13 protein-coding genes are annotated in these 19,870 nt (G+C 44.0%); 6 read left to right on the forward strand and 7 right to left on the reverse strand.

Features of this window, described 5'->3' with window-relative positions:
• Nucleotides 1-12 precede the first annotated feature (12 nt).
• The 3 genes from CLV42_RS01360 to CLV42_RS01370 are packed head-to-tail and all read left to right on the forward strand — an operon-like array spanning nucleotide 13 to nucleotide 7,807.
• On the forward strand, nucleotides 13-5,076 hold the full coding sequence (locus CLV42_RS01360; protein ID WP_146154292.1) for a translocation/assembly module TamB domain-containing protein: 5,064 nt from the start codon (nucleotides 13-15) through the stop codon (nucleotides 5,074-5,076).
• Between the two features lies 1 nt (nucleotide 5,077).
• Nucleotides 5,078-7,381 carry a translocation and assembly module lipoprotein TamL gene (gene tamL / locus CLV42_RS01365; RefSeq protein WP_170117354.1) on the forward strand — a complete coding sequence of 768 codons (2,304 nt, stop codon included), beginning with the start codon at nucleotides 5,078-5,080 and terminating at the stop codon, nucleotides 7,379-7,381.
• Nucleotides 7,382-7,429: 48 nt separating this feature from the next.
• Nucleotides 7,430-7,807 carry a septal ring lytic transglycosylase RlpA family protein gene (locus CLV42_RS01370; RefSeq protein WP_106600108.1) on the forward strand — a complete coding sequence of 126 codons (378 nt, stop codon included), beginning with the start codon at nucleotides 7,430-7,432 and terminating at the stop codon, nucleotides 7,805-7,807.
• A 66-nt stretch (nucleotides 7,808-7,873) separates the two neighbouring features.
• Here CLV42_RS01370 and CLV42_RS01375 read toward each other — a convergent pair whose 3' ends face one another.
• Together CLV42_RS01375 and CLV42_RS01380 are read right to left on the reverse strand one after the other, a co-directional pair.
• Nucleotides 7,874-8,425: a type 1 glutamine amidotransferase domain-containing protein gene (locus CLV42_RS01375; protein WP_106600109.1), complete on the reverse strand. Its 552-nt coding sequence runs from the start codon at nucleotides 8,423-8,425 to the stop codon at nucleotides 7,874-7,876.
• 554 nt (nucleotides 8,426-8,979) lie between these two features.
• Complete coding sequence (locus CLV42_RS01380; protein ID WP_106600110.1) at nucleotides 8,980-9,987, reverse strand: hypothetical protein; 1,008 nt, start codon at nucleotides 9,985-9,987, stop codon at nucleotides 8,980-8,982.
• A gap of 241 nt (nucleotides 9,988-10,228) precedes the next feature.
• Between CLV42_RS01380 and corA the strand changes: the two genes are divergently transcribed.
• A complete protein-coding gene (gene corA, locus CLV42_RS01385; protein ID WP_106600111.1) occupies nucleotides 10,229-11,344 on the forward strand; it encodes a magnesium/cobalt transporter CorA in 1,116 nt (371 codons plus the stop codon).
• Here corA and CLV42_RS01390 read toward each other — a convergent pair whose 3' ends face one another.
• Nucleotides 11,345-11,848, reverse strand: coding sequence for a DUF2480 family protein (locus CLV42_RS01390; RefSeq protein ID WP_106600112.1), 504 nt, complete (start codon nucleotides 11,846-11,848; stop codon nucleotides 11,345-11,347).
• 168 nt (nucleotides 11,849-12,016) lie between these two features.
• On the reverse strand, nucleotides 12,017-14,125 hold the full coding sequence (locus CLV42_RS01395) for a peptidylprolyl isomerase (RefSeq protein ID WP_106600113.1): 2,109 nt from the start codon (nucleotides 14,123-14,125) through the stop codon (nucleotides 12,017-12,019).
• A 767-nt stretch (nucleotides 14,126-14,892) separates the two neighbouring features.
• On the opposite strand from CLV42_RS01395, the gene nadA reads away from it, so the two are divergent.
• Nucleotides 14,893-15,900: a quinolinate synthase NadA gene (nadA, locus tag CLV42_RS01400; RefSeq protein ID WP_245901400.1), complete on the forward strand. Its 1,008-nt coding sequence runs from the start codon at nucleotides 14,893-14,895 to the stop codon at nucleotides 15,898-15,900.
• A 703-nt stretch (nucleotides 15,901-16,603) separates the two neighbouring features.
• On the opposite strand, the gene CLV42_RS01405 is transcribed toward nadA, so the two are convergent.
• From CLV42_RS01405 to CLV42_RS01415, 3 genes are all read right to left on the reverse strand, one after another.
• Nucleotides 16,604-17,320 carry an SDR family oxidoreductase gene (locus CLV42_RS01405; RefSeq protein WP_106600694.1) on the reverse strand — a complete coding sequence of 239 codons (717 nt, stop codon included), beginning with the start codon at nucleotides 17,318-17,320 and terminating at the stop codon, nucleotides 16,604-16,606.
• A gap of 67 nt (nucleotides 17,321-17,387) precedes the next feature.
• Entirely contained in the window at nucleotides 17,388-18,347 is a 960-nt protein-coding gene (locus CLV42_RS01410) for a helix-turn-helix domain-containing protein (RefSeq protein ID WP_106600115.1), read from the reverse strand.
• Nucleotides 18,348-18,419: 72 nt separating this feature from the next.
• Nucleotides 18,420-18,659 (reverse strand): FeoA family protein, encoded by a 240-nt coding sequence (locus tag CLV42_RS01415; RefSeq protein ID WP_106600116.1) that lies wholly within the window; start codon nucleotides 18,657-18,659, stop codon nucleotides 18,420-18,422.
• Nucleotides 18,660-18,859: 200 nt separating this feature from the next.
• Between CLV42_RS01415 and ybeY the strand changes: the two genes are divergently transcribed.
• The gene (gene ybeY / locus CLV42_RS01420; RefSeq protein WP_106600117.1) at nucleotides 18,860-19,291 is read left to right on the forward strand and encodes an rRNA maturation RNase YbeY; all 432 of its coding nucleotides are present in this window, start codon (nucleotides 18,860-18,862) and stop codon (nucleotides 19,289-19,291) included.
• The last annotated feature ends 579 nt before the right edge of the window (nucleotides 19,292-19,870 follow it).

A 19,870-nucleotide genomic window follows, 5' to 3' on the forward strand; every position in this document is an offset into this window, starting at 1 on the left:
CCTTTTTTCATTGTGACAGATCCATCTACAAAGGAAGAAAAACATCATGGTCGCCCCTGGTGGCGATGGTTATTGTGGGGGCTTGCCGTTCTACTGATACTCCCTGTAATGGTGGTATTACTTTTACAACTGGAGCCTGTGCAGGACTACATTCGCCGGCAGGGAGAAATGTATCTGCAGAAGAAGCTGCATACACAGGTACGTATAGGATATCTCCGCGCGCGTGGATGGCGATACCTGGAACTAAAGAATGTATATGTGGCAGATAAGTCAGCGAAGGCTTTGTTGTTTTCCGGCTCGTTAAAAGTGCGGTACAATTTGTTGGCTTTTATCAACAACGAGTTACAGGTCAATGCCCTGGAATGGGATTCAGTACTCGTCAATGTTTACCGTAACCAGGCAGATAGCACTTATAACTATCAGTTCATTATGGATGCCTTCGCCCCAAAGGATACCAAACCCGATACCTTGTCTGCCGAGACAGGCACTTCTCTTCAATACCATCTTAAAGACATTACCCTCCGTCAGGTGCGTCTGCGCTTTGCTGACGCAAAAGATGGAATGACCGCCATTATTCATTTTAAGGAGTTACATGTTGATCCGGATGATCTGTTGCTGGATGAAGGCTTATACACATTCAGAGGCATTGAACTGGACGGGCTCAAAGGCTTATACACACAAGGATACCGCCCAAAGGCACTGACGAATACAGCGCCTCCACCCACACCCGCAGATATGGCCAGTACACCCTTCCACCTGTTATTAAAAAAGCTGCATATAAAAAACAGCGCCTTCCTCTATGCAGATGAGGCCAGTGGCCTGTCAACTGTCTGGCGCATCAGTGATTTTCAATTGGTGAACTCAAGTATTGACCTGGATTCCACGCTTGTACAAATAGGAGATCTGCGTATTGGTAAAACGACCGGTTCATTCACCTTATCATCACCAAAAGATACTTCCACACCAATACCAAGGGACAGTGTTCCTAACACCTGGAAGGTGCTGGCCACCAAGGCAGAAATCGACCATCTGGATTTCAAATTCGATAATAACGCGGCCCCACCATTAAGAGGAGCGGGGAATGATCCCGATTATAATCATCTCCTGCTATACAACCTCAATACCGCCCTCTCCAATATTCTTTATAAGCCCGATACTATCAGCGCGGTTCTTAAGAAACTGGAAGCCAGGGAGAAATCAGGTTTTGCCGTGAAAGAGGCTCGCTTCAACGTATTGTTCACTCCCCAGTCGCTGGCATTGCAGAATATGCTGGTGCAAACAAATAAGAGCCTGCTCAGAAGGCAGATTGCTGTCACTGTGCCCTCTTGGTCTACGCTTTCTGAGAACATGGATCTGTTACAGCTTCGCGCCGATATTGATTCCTCTCACATCTCCCTGGGCGAGTGGATGCCTTTCGTTCCGGATTCACGCAGGAATCCCTCAATGAAACCATTGTGGAACAAGGAGATAGATGTGACAGCCGTAGTAAAGGGTAGCCTGGGAAAACTGATCATAGAAACATTGCGTATAGCAGATAACGTTGGTAACCGTATTCATACCAGTGGGGAAATAGAACATACCATGGACATGAACCGGTTCTATGCAAATCTGCCTTCAGTATATATTCAATCCGGTAATAAACAACTAAGATCCTGGTTACCAGCAGGTACCCTGCCGGATACTCCCCGCCTGCCGGAACAGCTATTGATTACAGGGAAAGTGCTCGGCGGCATGCAGGACATGAAAACACAGTTGCAGCTTACCAGCAGTTCCGCCAATGCCCAACTGTCTGCACATCTTGTGAATATCATGGATAGTATCCGCGCCCGTTATGATGTAACGCTGGCTTCTTTCAAAGTACATCCGGGTATTCTCATGTACGATACAACCATGGGTTGGATCAGTGGTAAGATGTCAGCCTCCGGGCAGGGATATACTTTCCCGGGTATGGTAGCACATGCCGCTATTACCCTGGATGCTGCTACTTACAACCGTTACACCTATCACGATATCGCGTTGACCGCCAATATTGATAAGCGACAGTTACAGGCGCAGGGCCAGAGTAACGACACCAGTATCACACTCGCTTTTGATCTCAATGCTTTATTAAATGATACCAGCGTACAGTCTTTACAGGCATCTCTCCAGATGGACAAGGCAGACTTGTATACCACCCACTGGTACAGCGAGCCGATGATCCTCAAAGGAAACCTGACGGCAGATTTCAGTAGTCTTGATCCGCGACGCCTGGTAGGAACAGCCTTTTTGCATGACTGGCAGATTGCTACAAAGGGACAGGTATTCCCACTGGACACCATTGCGCTTACGGCCAAATATGAAGACCAGCAATATCTGGCACTAACGGGTCCCTTTGGCTTTATTAATGCCAACGGCAATATCGACTATACGAAAATAGGCGGCGCCTTCGGTCAGCTGATTAACAAGCCATTACAACCATACGATAGTGCGCAACTGGTGAACCTGCCTGCCGGACAAATCCTGTTTTGGAATGCTTCCTTAACCTGGCCCCGTAGTCTCAGGAATATGGCACCCAGCCTCCGGATGGAATACCCGTTGCTTATTGACGGACGCCTGAATTCTGACAGTAGCCTGCTGGTGCTGAATGCTAATCTGCCGAAATTGTCTTATGATTCTATGCGTGTTGACAGCGTAAAACTGGCGGCTCAGATACATGACACTTCATTACATGCCACCGTGGATCTTGCGCAATTATATCACAAGGTTGTTCCATTAAATCATACACAATTAAAAATCAATGCGGTAGGTGATAAACTGGAATGGGATCTCCTGCTGGACGATATCCGGCGTAAGCCGAAATATAAAGCTGGTGGCTATGTCACTTTTCTGCCAGCCAACGCTATGGACCTTTCTCTGAAAACAGACCTCTTACTGAACAAACAACAATGGAAGGTTGATGACAATAACCGCATCCATATTATAAATGGAGGTCCGGACACGGCACAATTAACCCTCTCTTATCAAAACCAATCCATACAGGTACAGACTTTAAGAGATAGCAGCCAGGGAACGCTTCCTCCGCTAAAAACGACTATCAAAGATTTCAAGCTGTCTACTATCACAGGTTTACTCTCATCAGATACATTGCTAGCCAACGGATTACTGAATGCAGAAGCTCTGGTCAGCAACCTGGATAATTCTCCATTAATAAAGAGCTCTTTAAAAATAGACTCTCTCACCTTCAGAGGAACTGCTGTAGGTACCCTGGAAGCAAATGTGGAAACACCACAGGCCAACCAATATAAACTTACGGCCAATCTTACCGGCAATCAGAATGATGTGAAGGTGGATGGCACTTATGATACCACTATCAATGCAAAGGTGAATATCAACAATATCAACATGGCCTCTCTCGAAGCCTTCACTTTCGGGAATGTGACACGTATGCATGGTAGCGCGGATGGACAGTTCACTATTACCGGCACTACTGACAAACCCAAGGTATTAGGAACACTGCATTTCAATGACGCCGGCGGCACAATTACCTATGTTGGCGCCAATCTCCGCTTGCCAGATGAAACCATCACTATGGACGAGAAAGGGGTCGCATTTAACCAGTTCGTAGTTGCCGACAGTCTTGACAATGAACTGGTTGTAAACGGCCGTATCAATACCCCGGATTTCAGCAAGTATAATTTCAATCTCGATATCAACTCAGATAACTTTATGATATTGGGAGAACAACAGGACCCCAAGCAATTATATTATGGCCCGGCGTTTATAGATACCCGTATCAGGGTACGTGGTAATCTTGATCTTCCCAGGGTAGACGCCAGTGTGAAGCTCAGGGATAAATCCAAAATTACTGTTACGCTACCTTCCGAGGAACCCGGGATAGCAAACAGGGAAGGAGTGATCGTATTTGTGGATAAGTCTAATCCTGTAGATTCCAGTCTCTTTAAAGCGGTAGACAGTACCAAATTCGAGAATCCACGTCTGAAAGGCATCAACTTTTCCGGTAATGCGGAAATCACACCGGAATCCATTATCAAGATCATCATCGATCCTGTAAATGGCGATTTCGTAGAGGCGCAGGGAACAGCCAACATCAACGCCACCCTGGATGCCAGCAGTAAAATGACACTCACCGGGCGTTATGAAATAAGTGAGGGAAAGTATGAAATGTCACTGAATCAGGTAATCAAACGCTCTTTCAGCATAGAAAAGGGCAGTTCCATTACTTTCAGCGGGGAGGCCATGGATGCAGATCTGGATATTACCGCCCGGTATACCGTCAATGCCACAGCGGCGGATCTGGTGCAAGACCAGCTGACCAACTTATCAGAAACCGACAGGAACAGGTATAAGCAGAAATTACCTTTTTACGTATACCTCCATATCAAAGGACAGATGATGAAACCGGATATATCCTTTGAGCTGGACATGCCGGAAGCAGAACAGAATGCCTTCAGCGGAAGTGTATATAACCGCCTGAAACAGATTAACCAAATCCCTTCTGAATTGAATAAACAGGTAATGGGATTGCTGGTACTCAATAGTTTCATTCCTGAAGATCCTTTGGCAGGTGAAGGTGGTGGCAGTGGCGATTTCGGTGTACGTAATATGGCACGCCAGAGTGTGAGCAAGATCCTTTCACAGCAGTTGAATAACCTGGCGGGTAATCTTATTAAAGGCATAGATCTGAATTTCGACGTAGAATCCAAAGAAGACTATTCCACCGGTTCCGCACAGGAAACCACCAATCTGAAAGTAGGCGCCTCCAAGAAACTGTTCAATGAAAGGCTTTCCGTTTCTGTCGGCTCCAATGTGATGTTGCAGGGAGAGAACCAGGCAAACCCATCATCCCTGGTCGGCGATATTTCTGTGGAATACAAACTGACAAAAGACGGCCGTTACCGGGTAAGAGTATATCAGCGCAATGACAACAGTACGGTCATTGAAGGCCAGGTGGTGGAAACGGGTGTCGCTTTTGCGCTCATTATGGACTACGACGAATTCCGTGAAATACTCCACAGTGCTAAATCGCGGGAGAAAAAGGCAAGGCTCCGCAAAAAGAAAACTGTCAGCAAAAAATAAGATGAGCAAAATAAATCGCCATATATCGTTCATTGTCACTGCAGTGCTCTTCGCCCTGTGCATAAATGGCTGCAGTAGCACCAAAACTGTCCCTGAAAACGACCGGCTGTATACTGGCACAAAAATAAAATGGGAGGGGAAGAAACCCAGAGACTATGGTACCCTCTCTGCCGGCCTGGAAAGCCGGACGAGACCAAAACCTAACCGGAAGTTTGCAGGTATGCCTATCCGGCTCTGGCTCTACAATCTCGGTAAGGAACCCAAAGGCAAGGGCCTGAATTATCTGTTAAGGCGTAAATGGGGTGAAGCGCCGGTCTTGCTGAGCAGTGCCAAACCGGATTATACAGCAGATGTACTGGAACAATATTTGGTGGACAACGGTTTTTTTCAGGCGGATGTCGTTTCGGATATCAAATACCAGGGAAAGAAAAAAGCGTCTATTACTTATACGGCTACCCCAAACCTTCGATATCGTATTAAAAGCGTTACCTATGAAACTGATAGTAGCGGGATTGGTAAAGCTATTGCTGCCGCGCAAAAGGGTAGTTCTCTTAAACTCAGGCGTCCATTCCGGCTAGACAGTGTAGTGGCAGAACGCAACCGTGTACATAAAATCTTAAAGGAACAAGGTTATTATTACTTCACGCCGGATCACCTACTGGTAGAAGTAGATAGCACCAACAATGGCATGGTTGATCTTTATCTCAAGATGAAAGAAGAAACACCATTGGCGGCACGTCAGCAATACAGGATGAAGAATATCACCCTGTATCCAAATTACTCACTGGATAATGATTCGCTTTCCCGCAGAGGCAAAGCCGATACATTCCAGCATATCAGGATTATCGACTCCACGCACAAGTTCAAGCCAAGCGTACTTGCCCGTTCCGTATTCCTGAAACCGGATAGTTTATACACACTTAGTGGTCATAATACCACACTGCACCGGTTAACAGATCTGGGTACTTTTAAATTTGTGAAGGGACAATTCCGGCCGGCGCGAGGAGATAGTTCGAGATTAAATGCCAGTTTTTTCCTGACGCCTTATCCCCGGAGAAGTTTATCTGCCGAATTGAGAGGAACCTCCAAATCCAACAACTTTGTCGGTTCTGAAGTAAGGATCACTTCGCGCAATCGTAACTGGCTACATGCAGCGAACCTGTTTGAAATCACTTTATCGGGTGGTGTAGAATGGCAGGTAGGAGGAACGCAAACGACCAATAATACCACCCTGAAAGGAGGTAACTCCTATAACTTCAAGGCGGAAGCCGCAGTGACTATTCCGAAGTTCTGGCAACCGCTATTCAATTTCAACGTAAAAACACCTTATGTACCACGTACACGTATCAGCGTGAGTTATGAACTGTTCAGCCGCAGTCAGTTATACAATCTGAACGCCTATTCTTTCCAGTTCCAGTACATCTGGCGCCAGACACAGTACCTGGAGCATAAATGGTCGCCTATTGCCATTACATATGTGCTGCCTACGAGTACTACGCCCGGCTACGACAGTATTCTGAAGAATGACCCAAGCCAGCGGGCCGCTATCGAAAAGCAGTTCATCCTCGGTGGAAACTATAGTATCACCTACAATAACCAGTCTGACAACAAGGAACATAGCTTCTATCTGAATGGGGATCTTGACTATTCCGGTAATGTTGCTGGCCTGGTGATCCCTAAAAAAGATACAGCAAGGACCCTGTTCGGCACTCCATTCGCGCAGTATGTGCGACTGACAGGCGACATAAGACACTATTGGAAACTAACCCGCAAGCTGACATGGGTAAACCGTATATATGCCGGTTTTGGCATCCCTTACGGAAATTCAACCACGCTACCGTTTGTAAAACAATACTTTATAGGTGGTAGCAGTAGCCTTCGCGGATTCCGCGCCAGAACACTGGGGCCGGGAAGGTATAAAGACACGACCAGCCGCTTTCTGGCAAATGAAGCCGGTGATATCAAACTGGAATATAACTCTGAAATACGCGCACGTCTTACCGGCATCTTTAATGGAGCCGTTTTCCTGGACGCAGGTAATATCTGGCTAAAGCAGGACGTACCTTCCAAACCAGGCAGTAAGTTCAAAACCAGTACCTTTGGAAGCCAGATAGCTGTGGACGCGGGCCTGGGTTTGCGTATAGATGCTTCTATTATCGTGGTAAGGCTTGATCTGGCATTTCCTTTACGCAAGCCATGGCTGCCTTCTGACGAAAGGTGGGTGATAAAAGATATTAACTTTGGCGATCCGGACTGGCGCAGAGAGAATCTTATATTAAATATAGCGATTGGATATCCTTTCTGATTTTTTTACCTTGGGCGGGCGAAACCCTGCCCTATAAAAACCAGACCTATGATAACAAAAAACTATACACACCTATTTGTCGTTCTACTCTGTAGTTTGCTCTGCTTTTCAGCTTGCAGCAGGAAGATCACCGAAAACGGGAAAGCTTCTTACTATGCAGATAAGTTTGAAGGCCGTAAAACAGCCAGTGGTGAAACCTATCACCAGGGTGGATTAACAGCAGCACACCGTACACTGCCCTTTGGTACCAAAGTGAAAGTTCTAAATATTTCAAATGGAAAGTCTGTAACAGTGCGGATCAACGACCGTGGTCCTTTTTCACAGGGAAGGGTGATCGATCTTTCCAAAAAAGCAGCCAAACGTATCGGCATGCTGACCACCGGGGTGGCAGTCGTGGAAATAAAGTATAAGAAAAAGAAAAAATAACCTGATTAGCAAGATAAAAAAGGCGTTCCGTTTTTGGACGCCTTTTTTATAATAAATTGTTTGCCCTCAGGCATGTATACCTTCACCTATTTCCTCTACCATCTTTCTGCAGAAGGCCGGCAGATCATTTGGATTACGGCTTGTGACCAATCCATTATCAACAACTACTTCCTTATCAACCCAATTGGCGCCCGCGTTGGTCAGGTCTGTTTTCAAAGAAGGATAGGAGGTAACAGTCCTTCCTTTTAATTCACCGGTTTCTATCAATGTCCATGGACCGTGACAGATTGCTGCAATGGGTTTACTATCATCAAAGAAGCCGGAGACAAAGTTCACCGCCTCCTGGCTTTCCCTCAAGTGATCAGGGTTCATTACTCCACCTGGCAATACCAGTGCGTCGTAATCTTTGGCGTTGGCCTGTCCAACTACTTTATCCACAGGATATGTCTTGCCCCAGTCTTTTTCGGCCCATGCCTTTACTTCTCCATCATGCAATGATATTACATCTACATTGGCCCCCGCGTTCTGCAAGGCTTCCAGCGGTTTTGTGAATTCAACCTCTTCAAAACCATCAGCTACCAATATGGCCACTTTTTTATTACTGAGCTTGTTTTCCATAATCTTTACATTTTATGGTTTTTGATAATTAATTGCATAGGATTACTAACTATCTGCAACAAAAACAATTCCTAACACCTAAACTCCCTCTCATGGCCATGATATAGAATATCTTTCCTTGATATTCAATTTATCTTTTGTGCATTTTTTTACTCATAGTTATACTGGCAATACTCATTTATCTCACATTTATATGGTATTTAAGCTATTTTTTTTGGAATTATTATGGTTGTATCGTTATTTGCAGCGCAATCAGTTTTACCATATTCTCATGAAAAAACACAATTTGCTATAAGCGTCTGAGAATGCATGTTTTTAATCCGAGGTCTGCTGCAATAGCAATGTGATAGTTGAGAGAAAGCTGAAATAGTTGTTATATATCCAATCTCTATTAATTCCCTTTTTTGTACAGTAATTTTTGCCCCGTCACATTTACGGAGTAGAGTTTGTATTACCTAAGGTGACCAACCAACATTATTGAACGTAGTCTTCCATATCCTAGTCTTAAATAGCCAATCTGCTGCCGGTGATACTCTTCGCCGGCAGTCCTTCTTTTATTTAGTTCCCTCCGCTACGGCATTTAATGCTCCGTTCTGCTGTAACAGCGTATATATATAGCTGGCTCTGAATTGCTGACCATTGATGTTATACAAGGGATCGTGACTACCCACAGAATCTGATTGTGCCTCAGCAGAAACATATAACGGATGTACCGCGTTTCTGGCAAAGACATTGGATGCTGCGGGGTCCAGGATATATTGTTGACTATCATAGGGAATGCTCAGTGCCTCCCTCGATAATTTGAGGTTTACAGAAAGGTGATTGATATATTCTGAGATGAACGCCTGTCTGTCAAAACTTTCCGGCGTCCCCTGCTCCAGTTGCATATGTGCTGCAGTCAATAAGTCAGCTGTATACTTTACCAAAGCGGGATTATAAATCCTGACACGGTCTTCGTATAAATTCCAGACACTCGTAACGCCATCCAGCGCAGCTGCCGCCTCTTTCAGCTGTTGCCCCGACTCAGGAACATCAAATCCGCTGAGTGACAATGCCATCACCCTGACAAGTTCCAGTCTCATCGCATCGAATAACTGTGCATCTGTTGGCAGTGGTTTGGATGCTACCAGGGACAGACTATTCACTGCAGTTACCAGCCTGCGTGCTTCTATATAAGCGGCCTGTGTATCCGCGACTTGCAGGGACGGATATAGTAACCGTTCCAGCGCCTGAAATGCCTGCCTGTTATTACCTTTTGTAGTATCATTACCTCCACCATTGATCAATTGTACCATATAGGGACTGAAATATTCTGCGAATACTTCAATGTTTTTATACGCAAGCCTTGATTCACAGAAGGCCTGCTGTACAACAGCTGAAGATTGATGGGTAGCCAGCGCGGTACATAATTTTTCTACTTTCATCCTGAGCTTTGCCAGTGAGGGTTCGTACCAGGTAAGCACGTCTTTTTCAGCTGCTATTTTACTACAGGTTGATTCATAAATACTGTAGCAGCAAATAATCAGAAGAATGACAGCTATTACAAAAATTAGTGCGCGCATAGACTTAAAATCACCGGTTATTAAAAAGCATTTCTAATTTTACCAATGTAAACTGATGGCAGCATAATAATGCATTGTGTAACCGCATGAGTTGGCGGACAGGCGGAGCAATTGTCCCGGAAGACAATTATTATGTGAACAGTTGTAGGTGGTTAATCAATCCAAGATAGTAATCAGTTGTTAATTCCTCGTTACGCCAATTTTAAGTTAATTTTAAAATAGTCAGCATAAATCTGTCACAATGGTTAAGCCGAATCGCATATTGCCTATTCATGATGTATTGGAAACATTGAATCCTTTTAAGGCCAGGAAACAACGGTTGATGAATTATAATCCAGTAACTGGGCCACTTACGCGAAAGCAGGCAGTATGTGAAAAAATAACCATCTTCAACTATGGTAATCATCATTTTGAGGAGGAAACCGTAAACGGAGACGATGTGGAAGCCATCTTCAAACACATTGATACCAAAAATACCGTATGGATCAATGTGGATGGGATCAATAAGGAGACGGTACACGATATCTGCATTCGCCTGAACATTCATATTCTGTTGGAAGATGACATCATGAGTGTAGGCCAGCGTGCGAAAATGGATGAGATAGGAGAGCACCTGTTCTGCCTTCTTCCCATGATGTACTTCAATTTAAATACCTGCACCATTGAGCAGGAGCAAGTGAGTATAGTGCTGGGAAAAAATTTTGTGATCTCTTTCCAGGAGGATGCAGAAAGAGATGTATTCAATCACATAAGAGATAAACTAAGGATCAATAACTCACGGATCCGGACCGCCGGGGCTGATTATTTATGCTATTCCATGTTGGATACAATCGTGGACAGCTATTACAGCATCATTGAAAAGTTAGGAGAGCGGATAGAATTAATGGAAGATGCTGTGCAGCACCAGGCGAATACCCGCACACAGGCCCGGATCAATCTGTTAAGAAGAGAGCTATTGCTGTTCAAAAGGGCCGTTGCCCCCGTACGCGAGCTGGTGAACGGATTTCTCAAAAGTGATAGTGAGCTGTTGGAAGAGCGCACTACCAAGTACTTCAAGGATGTGTACGATCATATCATACAGGCAAATGACCTGGCGGAAAACTACCGCGACGTGATATTAACCGTTCAGGACCTATATCATACCCAGATCAATCTCAAGATGAATGAGATCATGAAAGTGTTGGCCGTGGTAACGACCCTTATGGCGCCACTGACATTTATAGCCGGCATCTACGGGATGAACTTCGACAACATGCCGGAGCTGCACACGGTTAATGGGTACTATTACACCATGCTGTTCATGTTGATCATGCTGATTGCTATGGTCATCCTCTTTAAAAAGAAGAAATGGTTCTGATCATTTCTTTTTATAGATAGGTACGGTAGAACAGGGTTCTCCATACATGAGGCTTTTCACCACAGGTGTCAGCAGGCGGGTAATTTCTACATAGGCAGCCTCTCCCGCTCCCTGGTCGCCACATCCTTTGATAACCACGCGTTTATCAACGTATTCATTCACGTCAATAGCCGCCAGGTTCTTCATAAACTGTACCTGGTGCACATGTTTTTTGTTGCCAAAAGCCGCAAAATGGGCAACCGGCGACAGGTAAGTCATTACAAGCATATATGCCCAGAAGGGTATAACAGCATCTGCGGTGCAGACGATCGCTACATTTTTATTACGGTATTGTTCCCAATCGAGTGACTGCAATGCAGCTCTAAAATCTTTCTCCTTGAGGATCAGCTCCATAAAGAGGTACTGCTTCAGATCAAATTCAACGATTTCTTCTTTCGGATAGTAATCTTCCAGGTCCAGGGTGATCAACCCACTCTGTGCTACCTTGTTTACAATCTCTTCCATAAGCCCGACTTTTTACTATGCAAAGGTACTAAAAGTATCTATGGGATGGCCGGTGGGGTGGTGGTTATGGAAGCATAAATGAAGTGCCAGGAAATAAAGTGGGGTAAAACAAAAGCGCCAGGGATGAAACCCTGGCGCTTTTATCAGTTATTTGAAGATTGTTATTCCTTAAAAGAATTTACCGCGGTTATCCTCGACCTTGCTCAGCTTTTTCAGTACTGAGAACAGTTGCTGATCTAGCGCAGAGAGCAGGCTCTGTTCATAAACACGGCTTACACTCTTTGCATCCTGAGGCTGACCGGAAGGCTGGAAAGCATTCACTTTCACCACATATACACCAGCGTTACCTTCTATCGGAGCAGATACTTTTGCAGTACCCCAGCTCTTATTAAATGCAGCACCTACTACCCGTGGTTCAAAACCCAGACTTGCAACAAACGGAGTTCCGAAAGAGATATTGTCTGCAGTTTGTACCGGCTGGTTGGTTGCTTTCTGTACAGCTTCCAGAGAAGCTGGTGACTGAATTTTCTCAATGATCTGTGCAGCTTTCTTATTCTTTCTTACTTCAGCTTCTACAGATGGTCTTACATCTTCAAGCGCAGCTACACCTTCTTCACGCACTGCAGTTAGTACGGCTACTACATAATTATTATCAAAGGTAAACACGTTGCTCACGTCACCTTTTTTTGCATCGTATGCCCAGCGAACCAGTTCACGTGCCTGACCAATACCAGGAATGGTGTGATCCATTGGACGGAGGTTATCAGCGATACGTTTGTTCAGACCGTTCTGCTGGATATTTTTTTCGAATGTTTTCCAGTCGCGGTTCTTGGCAGCAAATTCATTTGCTTCAGCATATGCTTTACTATCTGTTTCACGGCTCGGAGATACAGGTTTTGCGAGGTAAGCAATTTTCACTGCCTGGCCTACATTCTTCTGATCCATAATTTCGATCAGGTGATAACCTGCCAGTGTTTTTACAACACCGATCGTGCCTTTACTTTTCTCGAGAGCGAAATCTTTAAATTCTTTCAGGAAATCAGTAGAAGGAGTTACATCGTATTCGCCACCGGTTGGTTTGCTTCTTACGTCGTCAGTATACTGTTCAACCAGGGCTTTGAAATCAGCACCACCTCTTACAGCCCTTTCGATACTGTCGATGCGGGCTTTAGCGATTGAATCAGGTAAGCCACCACCTTGCTGGTTCTGAGTAGCTATTAATATATGACGTACTTTAACGCTGTCTGGTAATAACTTACGATCGATCATTTTTGCGAAAACGATCAGGTTATTATCATAATATGGTCCGAACACTGCACCATTGGGTAAACTTAGCAGGGTATCTTTCTGAGGAACCATCAGTGCGCTTTTTGCAACATAGCTATCGTAGAAAGGCAGGTCGGAGTTGCGGTTGATGAAAGCTGCGATATCAGTATTACTGATAGTGTCCAGTTCTTGCTTAGCTTCGAACAGCACTTTCAATGCAGCAGCTGTATCCGCAGCGGAAGGCACTACATTAAAAGAGATATAATCTACTTTGCGGGATTCTTCAGTTTTGAACAGTTCTTTGTGACTATTAATATAGCTATTCAGTTCGCTGTCACTTAATTTAATAGTAGAGTCAGCGATAGTGGCGTAAGGAACTGACACATAAGAAATAGATGCCAGCTGTCCGTTATCCTGGATCTGCTTTTCAGCCAACCATTTTGGATAATATACCGCCTGTTTGATCAGGGAAAGATATTTCTGAGAAATCCTTGACTGAGCAATGTAATCTTCCAATTGTAACAGACCAGCGCGCATCTGACCGGTTTTATCCTGGTTGATGCTGGCAAGTACCTGCTGCATACGGGCACGATCAAATTGTCCTGTCTTCTCGTCAGTAAACTGTTGGGTAACGATTGGGCTGGGATTTTTACCAGTGAACTGGTCCTTGATCTCTTCGTCAGTTACAGCCAGACCCAGTTTATTATACTGAGACTCCATAATCTGTTTGCTCAGGAACTGGTTCCAGGCAGATTCGCGTGCCTGTTCGGTAATCTGATCATTCAGCACATTTTGCCCCTGACGCATCCGGTCTTCAGTAGTTTTGATCATCTGCTGATAATCGGAGAATTCAAGTTCTTCACCATTTACTTTACCTACAACAGTGGAACGGCGAATAAGAGAGTTTTTGCCAAAGAAGGCATCTTGTAGCAGGAAGCTGACGATAGCCAGGCAGATCACTACTACGATCACCACGGCATATTTATCCCTGATCTTCTGAATAACTGACATATATTATATAGTCTAAATTTTTTAAGGAAAGCAAAAATAGAATAAAATAACTGTAACTACAAAACAGATTTTATTGCCTCAAACCCAATACAGGAAAGGATTTCGGCCAATTTAACGGGAAATAGATTTAAGTCTTCATTCACAGGTTATCCACATTTGTCATGATTTTTGTACCAGGTTGTATGTTATACCCGGGGATTTTTCAATACGGCTATGGGCCATTATTTCGGAATTTTTGCCTTCTTTAAAACATGGGGCGCTTTATTCACATTTCACAGAAGGCAATTTCTTCATTCACATTAAAATGTGTACAAAGAATGATGTAAAGCTAAAAAAGCAATCTTAACCTGATATAACTTTTTAGTTGTAGTTTATCCACATCGACTGTTAAAAAAGCGGTAGAAGTTGTCCAATATCTTGGTAAAAACCTCACTTCAGGTACCTGAAAACTAATTTTGTTATTTCCGGCGGGAAAGGTCCGGGTCCTGAAAAGTGATTTTTGGGGATTATTAGCCGGGGCTATTAACATGTTTTCAATAGGTTCACCACAGAAAAAATATTCACGGTAAACGATATCCACGGGTGTGGATGAAAATAGGTTTTTCCAGTACTATGGCTGATCTTCATTGTTAATTTCCTGTGGATAGCCAACACAAAAAGAATAACAACTACATTTGTACATCATGGTAAAAATTAGTTCTCACATATTCACAGCCCTAATAGTAGTGGGTTTTTCTTTTTTAAATAAATAAACTATATATATAATTATGATGAGGGAGCTGGAAATTGCAAAAAGCGAACTGCAAAAAAAAGGGTACCTGGATTTGCCGGTCGATGTACGCCTGGATCTCTTTGCAGAAATCGAACGGTTAAAGAAGGAAAAGAACGCGATCGTCCTGGCACACTATTACCAGGAACCCGACATCCAGGATGTGGCCGATTACATCGGTGACAGTTTGGGCCTAAGTCAGCAGGCCGCAAAAACGGATGCTGACATAATTGTTTTTGCCGGCGTACACTTTATGGCAGAGACAGCCAAGATTCTAAGTCCGCAGAAAAAAGTTTTGCTGCCGGACCTGAAAGCAGGATGTTCTCTGGCGGATAGTGCTCCTCCAGACCTGTTCAGAAAATTCAAAGAAAAACATCCTGACCACCTGGTTATTTCCTATATAAACTGCTCCGCAGGGATCAAAGCGCTCAGCGATATCATTTGCACGTCATCTAATGCCGAAAAGATCATCGAAAGCGTCCCCAAGGACCAGCCGATCATTTTTGCCCCCGACAGGAATTTAGGGGCTTATTTGGCCAAAAAAACGGGTAGGGATATGTTACTGTGGAACGGTGCCTGCATGGTCCACGAGATCTTCTCCCTGGAAAAGATCACAAAATTGAAGATCCGTCATCCGAAAGCCAAGGTGATAGCCCATCCGGAATGTGAAGCAGCCGTACTCGAGATCGCTGACTACATCGGATCGACTACCGGATTGTTGAAGTTTTCTCAGAAAGATGATGCACAGGAGTATATTGTTGTAACCGAAACCGGTATCCTTCACCAGATGCAAAAAGAAAATCCGGGCAAAACCTTCATTCCGGCACCTCCAAATAATGCTTGCGCATGCAATGATTGTCCGCATATGAAGTTAAACACCCTCGAAAAGTTATATCTGTGCATGGAATATGAGGAACCAGAGATCACAATGAATGAACAATTGAGGATCGCTGCAAAGAAACCTATCGAAAGAATGTTAGAGATCAGTGCACAATACGGATTGTGATTAAATAATTGATAATTAGTAGGTTATATAGTTTTAGGAAGAAAATTTAAGCTTAAAAGGCCCGGTTGAGATGTCAATCGGGCCTTTTTTATGCTTTTGAGTGCCTTATAGTTGCGACGAAAATCAGCTCGCTGGAACTCTGGTAAGGCGATTTGAGCAGGAAGCACTTAGAAACGAACGCCTTATAGTTTGAATGAAAAATTTTTTCCCGTGGGTACCTACGAGAAAATTTAGTTTATGGAAAATATAGAGCCTTCATTTCTGAATGGCTTATAGCTACGATGAAATTCTGTATCTGATCTGCAGGTCGGACTACTTCATTCTGAGCACGTTAAAATGAAGGCTTTATGGTTGCGATAAACGGAAATTTGCTGTAGGTACCTACGAGAAAGTTGAGTTTGTCAAAAATATAGAGCCTTCATTTTTGAAGGGCTTATAGCTGCGACGAAAATCAGAATCCGATACATTGTTCGGGGCTATTTAATCCTGAGCGCTTTAAAATGAAGGCTTCGTGGCTGTGATAAGCAGCGTTTTTCCGTAGGTCCCCACAGAAAATGATAGTGTATTCAAAATATAAGGCCTTCAGAAATGAAGGCCTTATAAATGCGATGGAAAATTGTATCTGGGGGAAGCAGCATGACGATAAAATCTACAGAGCTTCCTGAAATGATTTTTTTTCGTTAGGCGGAAAATAATTCTTGGATCAGGATAGTCCACCGTTACAGAAAATAATACTTCCGTTGATGTAGGTATTTGTCACGACTCCTACAATAGCGCTGGCAATTTCTTCCGCTGTACCAACTCTGCCTACAGCTACTTGTGTAGAAAGTTGTTCAAAAGTTGCCTGCTTATCTGCCTCATTCAAAAAGTTCCACCAGGGAGTATCAATGACGCCAGGAGAAATGGCATTTACGCGAATTGGTTTGAGATCTTTCGCCAGAATAGGCACCATTACTTCAAGTGCGCCATTGATCGCAGCCAATCCGGCTGTACCAGGTAGCCGGGCAGTCGTGGAAGAGGCAGTTAGGATGGTAATGCTTCCGTTTTTCTTAAGAAAGGGTAGGGCGGCCTGGATTGTTTGTAGATATGGCCAGAATTTTTTCTCAAAACCTTCCCGTAGGTCATCCAAAGATAGTTCCTGGAACAATCCACCTCCTTTTGCCCCGCTAAGGGTAATTATCAGGTGGTCGAAGTGACCAACTGAAGAGAAAAAGTTTGCCAGCTCATCTTTGTCAGTGCTATCCAGTGCTACAACCTTCAATGCAGGGTCAGATGAGTGAAGTGCGTCTATTTTTTTCTGATCGCGTCCTGTTACTGTTACATTTCCACTTAACTCAAGTAACATTCTTGCAGTGGCTAGTCCGATACCTGAAGTTCCACCGGCAACAACTATTTTTTGATGGCTAATGTGCTTTGTCATTGTCTGTTTGTTTAACAGTACAAATTTCTTAAGCCGGCCGGCCAAAAAATTGTTCAAAGAATGCAAATCATTGACCAAATGCTGCAAATGCGTTTTTATTTTCCTGCTGGCGGTACTCCAACGGTGTCAGTCCGGTTGATTTCTTAAAGAAACGACTGAAAGCAGCTGGTTCACTAAAATTTAACTGGTAAGCAATTTCTGCGGCGGACAGGGGAGTGGATCTTAGTAAAACTTTTGCCTCCTGGGCCAACATTTCGCTAATGGCATCGGAAGCGGTGCGTGTGCTGACACTTTTTACTATTCTGTTCAGATGGTTTGCGGTAACATGGAGTAATTTTGCATAGTCTGCCACTTGGCGGAGAGATAAAAAGTGTTCCCCCACCAATTTATAGAACTGAGTAACCAGGTGAGATGTACTACCGGGATTTGCAGGAGGTGCGGTTAGGTGTTGTCTTTCATAGCTCCGCTTTGCCGTCAACAGCATCAGGTAGAGATACATTTTAATAGCGGTTTCCCTACCGGCACTTATTTCTTGCAGTTCCAGATCTATTTTTAATGCGAGAGCAATCAATTCGTCTATCTCCGGTTGGTTACAGCTGAAAATTTGCTGGCCGGCATAGTTGAGGAATGGGAATTCCTGTCCCAGGTTATTTTGTGGGATCAGGTCCTTAATGAAGCTGTCTTCAAAAAGTAGGTAGTATCCAAACACATCCGGGCTGACATTTGACTTGGCATGTATCTGTCCGGGGATGGAAAAGTTAACCGCGCAACCGCTGATATCGAAATGCTCCAAACCTAATTGTACATGGAGGGAACCCTGGGTGAGTATCCCAAATCTATAAAAGCCGGATTTTGCCGGGCCATAGTCTGGTATCATTCCTTCGGTGGAATATATTTCGAAGCCTGAAAGTCTTTTGTTGCTTGCCAGTTGGTGATAGCCGAATAGAGAAGTTCGGGTATTGTCTCTGTGGAGAGCTGCGTGTTGAGAGGAGAGCTGGTGGGTTGGAATCTTGCCGGGTAGTTTCATACTATCAAAAATACGAATGATCCATTATCTGTCAACTTGCGGATGGATAGAAGATCATTCGTACTTATTGTTTCAGACTACTTCTTCTACCCATATAAAGTCAGCTTCTGTTTTGCGGAGAGATAGATTATAGCCGGCTACCATGATAGAGATCGGATCTCCGAGGGGAGCAATCTTCTCTACTTTTACTGTTTCACCGGGTACACAACCCATCTCCATTAACTTGATGTGCAAATCATCTTTTTCAAAAGACGTGATAACGGCACTTTTACCTATAGCAAGCGAAGACAATTTAATCACTCCTTTTTTCATTCGATGTAATTTAATCTTTAATGTCTGGTGCTTTTCTCAAACTTAGCAGGTGATAAATTGTATATCGTACTAAGGTCTCGATATTTGATGAAACAAAGGTACAGGCTGAGGCCCAATCGAACAAAGACAGAGTAGGGAGAAACGGAAATTTCACTTTATTTTTACATTCTCAATTACTTACCAAAACATCAGGCAAGGCTATGGCTATCAATTTTACCCCTCATGAGGTGAAGTTAAATCTTAAGAATAAAACAAGATTGAAGACTTTTATCAAGGATCTTTTTGTTCGGGAGGGACAGGGATTAAAGAATCTGCAGTATGTTTTCTGTTCAGATGAGTATTTGTTGGAGATCAACCAGGAGTTTTTAAAGCATGATACCCTTACAGATATAGTAACTTTTGAGTTAGGAGACGAGCCGGATATCACTGAAGGGGAGATTTACATTAGTATTGATAGGGTTAAGGACAATGCACTGAAGTTTAAGGTAAGTGAGGAACATGAGTTGCATAGGGTCATTTTTCATGGGGCTTTGCATTTGTGTGGGTTTAAGGATAAGAGTAAAGAGCAATCGGCGTTGATGAGGGAGAAGGAGAATGAATATTTGAAGTTGTATTTTGGAATAGATTCATAATGTTCCACGTGGAACATATTCGGAGCCCTGGGATTATTAGTCCCAGGGTTTTGTTTTTATGGGTGATGGAATGTTTTCCATTTCGTTTTGTTTCCATCGCGGGTTGTCTGTTTTCGGCCCGGGGTTATCACCCGCGCTACAAACAAGACGACGCCGTAAGAGTCGATTGTAGCGAATGGACCTTGATGGGGTGTCTTGGGTGCTGTTGATAAATGTGGACGCTGGGAGAAGCAGTTTGTTTTCTGTACTGTTTGTTTGACATCCTCGTTTTGTCTCGTTTTGATCCTGGGGTTATCACTGGCGTTACAAACAAGACGGCTCCTGGCGAAAGTCGATTGTAGCGAATGGCCTTTGGAGATTGTCGGCCCCGGGTTTATTTTTGATGGATATGGATGTTGGGGGACTGTTGTGTTTCTATTGCCGTTTGTTTTACGTCCCGTTTTTTGTCCGGGATTATCACTCCGCGCCACAAACCAGATGACTCCAAATGGAGTTCGATTGCAGCGAACATTCCGAGGAATTGTTGGTCCCGGTTTGTTTTATGAACAGGGATGGATGGTAGAATATTTTGTTTCCTAC

It is taken from the genome of Chitinophaga ginsengisoli, assembly GCF_003014595.1.
Classification (GTDB): domain Bacteria; phylum Bacteroidota; class Bacteroidia; order Chitinophagales; family Chitinophagaceae; genus Chitinophaga; species Chitinophaga ginsengisoli.

Excerpts from the sequence above, each read along its gene's own strand:
- tamL (WP_170117354.1), top strand. The coding sequence starts at position 5,078 with ATGAGCAAAATAAATCGCCATATATCGTTCATTGTCACTGCAGTGCTC.
- CLV42_RS01370 (WP_106600108.1), top strand. The coding sequence starts at position 7,430 with ATGATAACAAAAAACTATACACACCTATTTGTCGTTCTACTCTGTAGT.
- CLV42_RS01375 (WP_106600109.1), bottom strand. The coding sequence starts at position 8,425 with ATGGAAAACAAGCTCAGTAATAAAAAAGTGGCCATATTGGTAGCTGAT.
- CLV42_RS01380 (WP_106600110.1), bottom strand. The coding sequence starts at position 9,987 with ATGCGCGCACTAATTTTTGTAATAGCTGTCATTCTTCTGATTATTTGC.
- corA (WP_106600111.1), top strand. The coding sequence starts at position 10,229 with ATGGTTAAGCCGAATCGCATATTGCCTATTCATGATGTATTGGAAACA.
- CLV42_RS01390 (WP_106600112.1), bottom strand. The coding sequence starts at position 11,848 with ATGGAAGAGATTGTAAACAAGGTAGCACAGAGTGGGTTGATCACCCTG.
- CLV42_RS01395 (WP_106600113.1), bottom strand. The coding sequence starts at position 14,125 with ATGTCAGTTATTCAGAAGATCAGGGATAAATATGCCGTGGTGATCGTA.
- nadA (WP_245901400.1), top strand. The coding sequence starts at position 14,893 with ATGATGAGGGAGCTGGAAATTGCAAAAAGCGAACTGCAAAAAAAAGGG.
- CLV42_RS01405 (WP_106600694.1), bottom strand. The coding sequence starts at position 17,320 with ATGACAAAGCACATTAGCCATCAAAAAATAGTTGTTGCCGGTGGAACT.
- CLV42_RS01410 (WP_106600115.1), bottom strand. The coding sequence starts at position 18,347 with ATGAAACTACCCGGCAAGATTCCAACCCACCAGCTCTCCTCTCAACAC.
- CLV42_RS01415 (WP_106600116.1), bottom strand. The coding sequence starts at position 18,659 with ATGAAAAAAGGAGTGATTAAATTGTCTTCGCTTGCTATAGGTAAAAGT.
- ybeY (WP_106600117.1), top strand. The coding sequence starts at position 18,860 with ATGGCTATCAATTTTACCCCTCATGAGGTGAAGTTAAATCTTAAGAAT.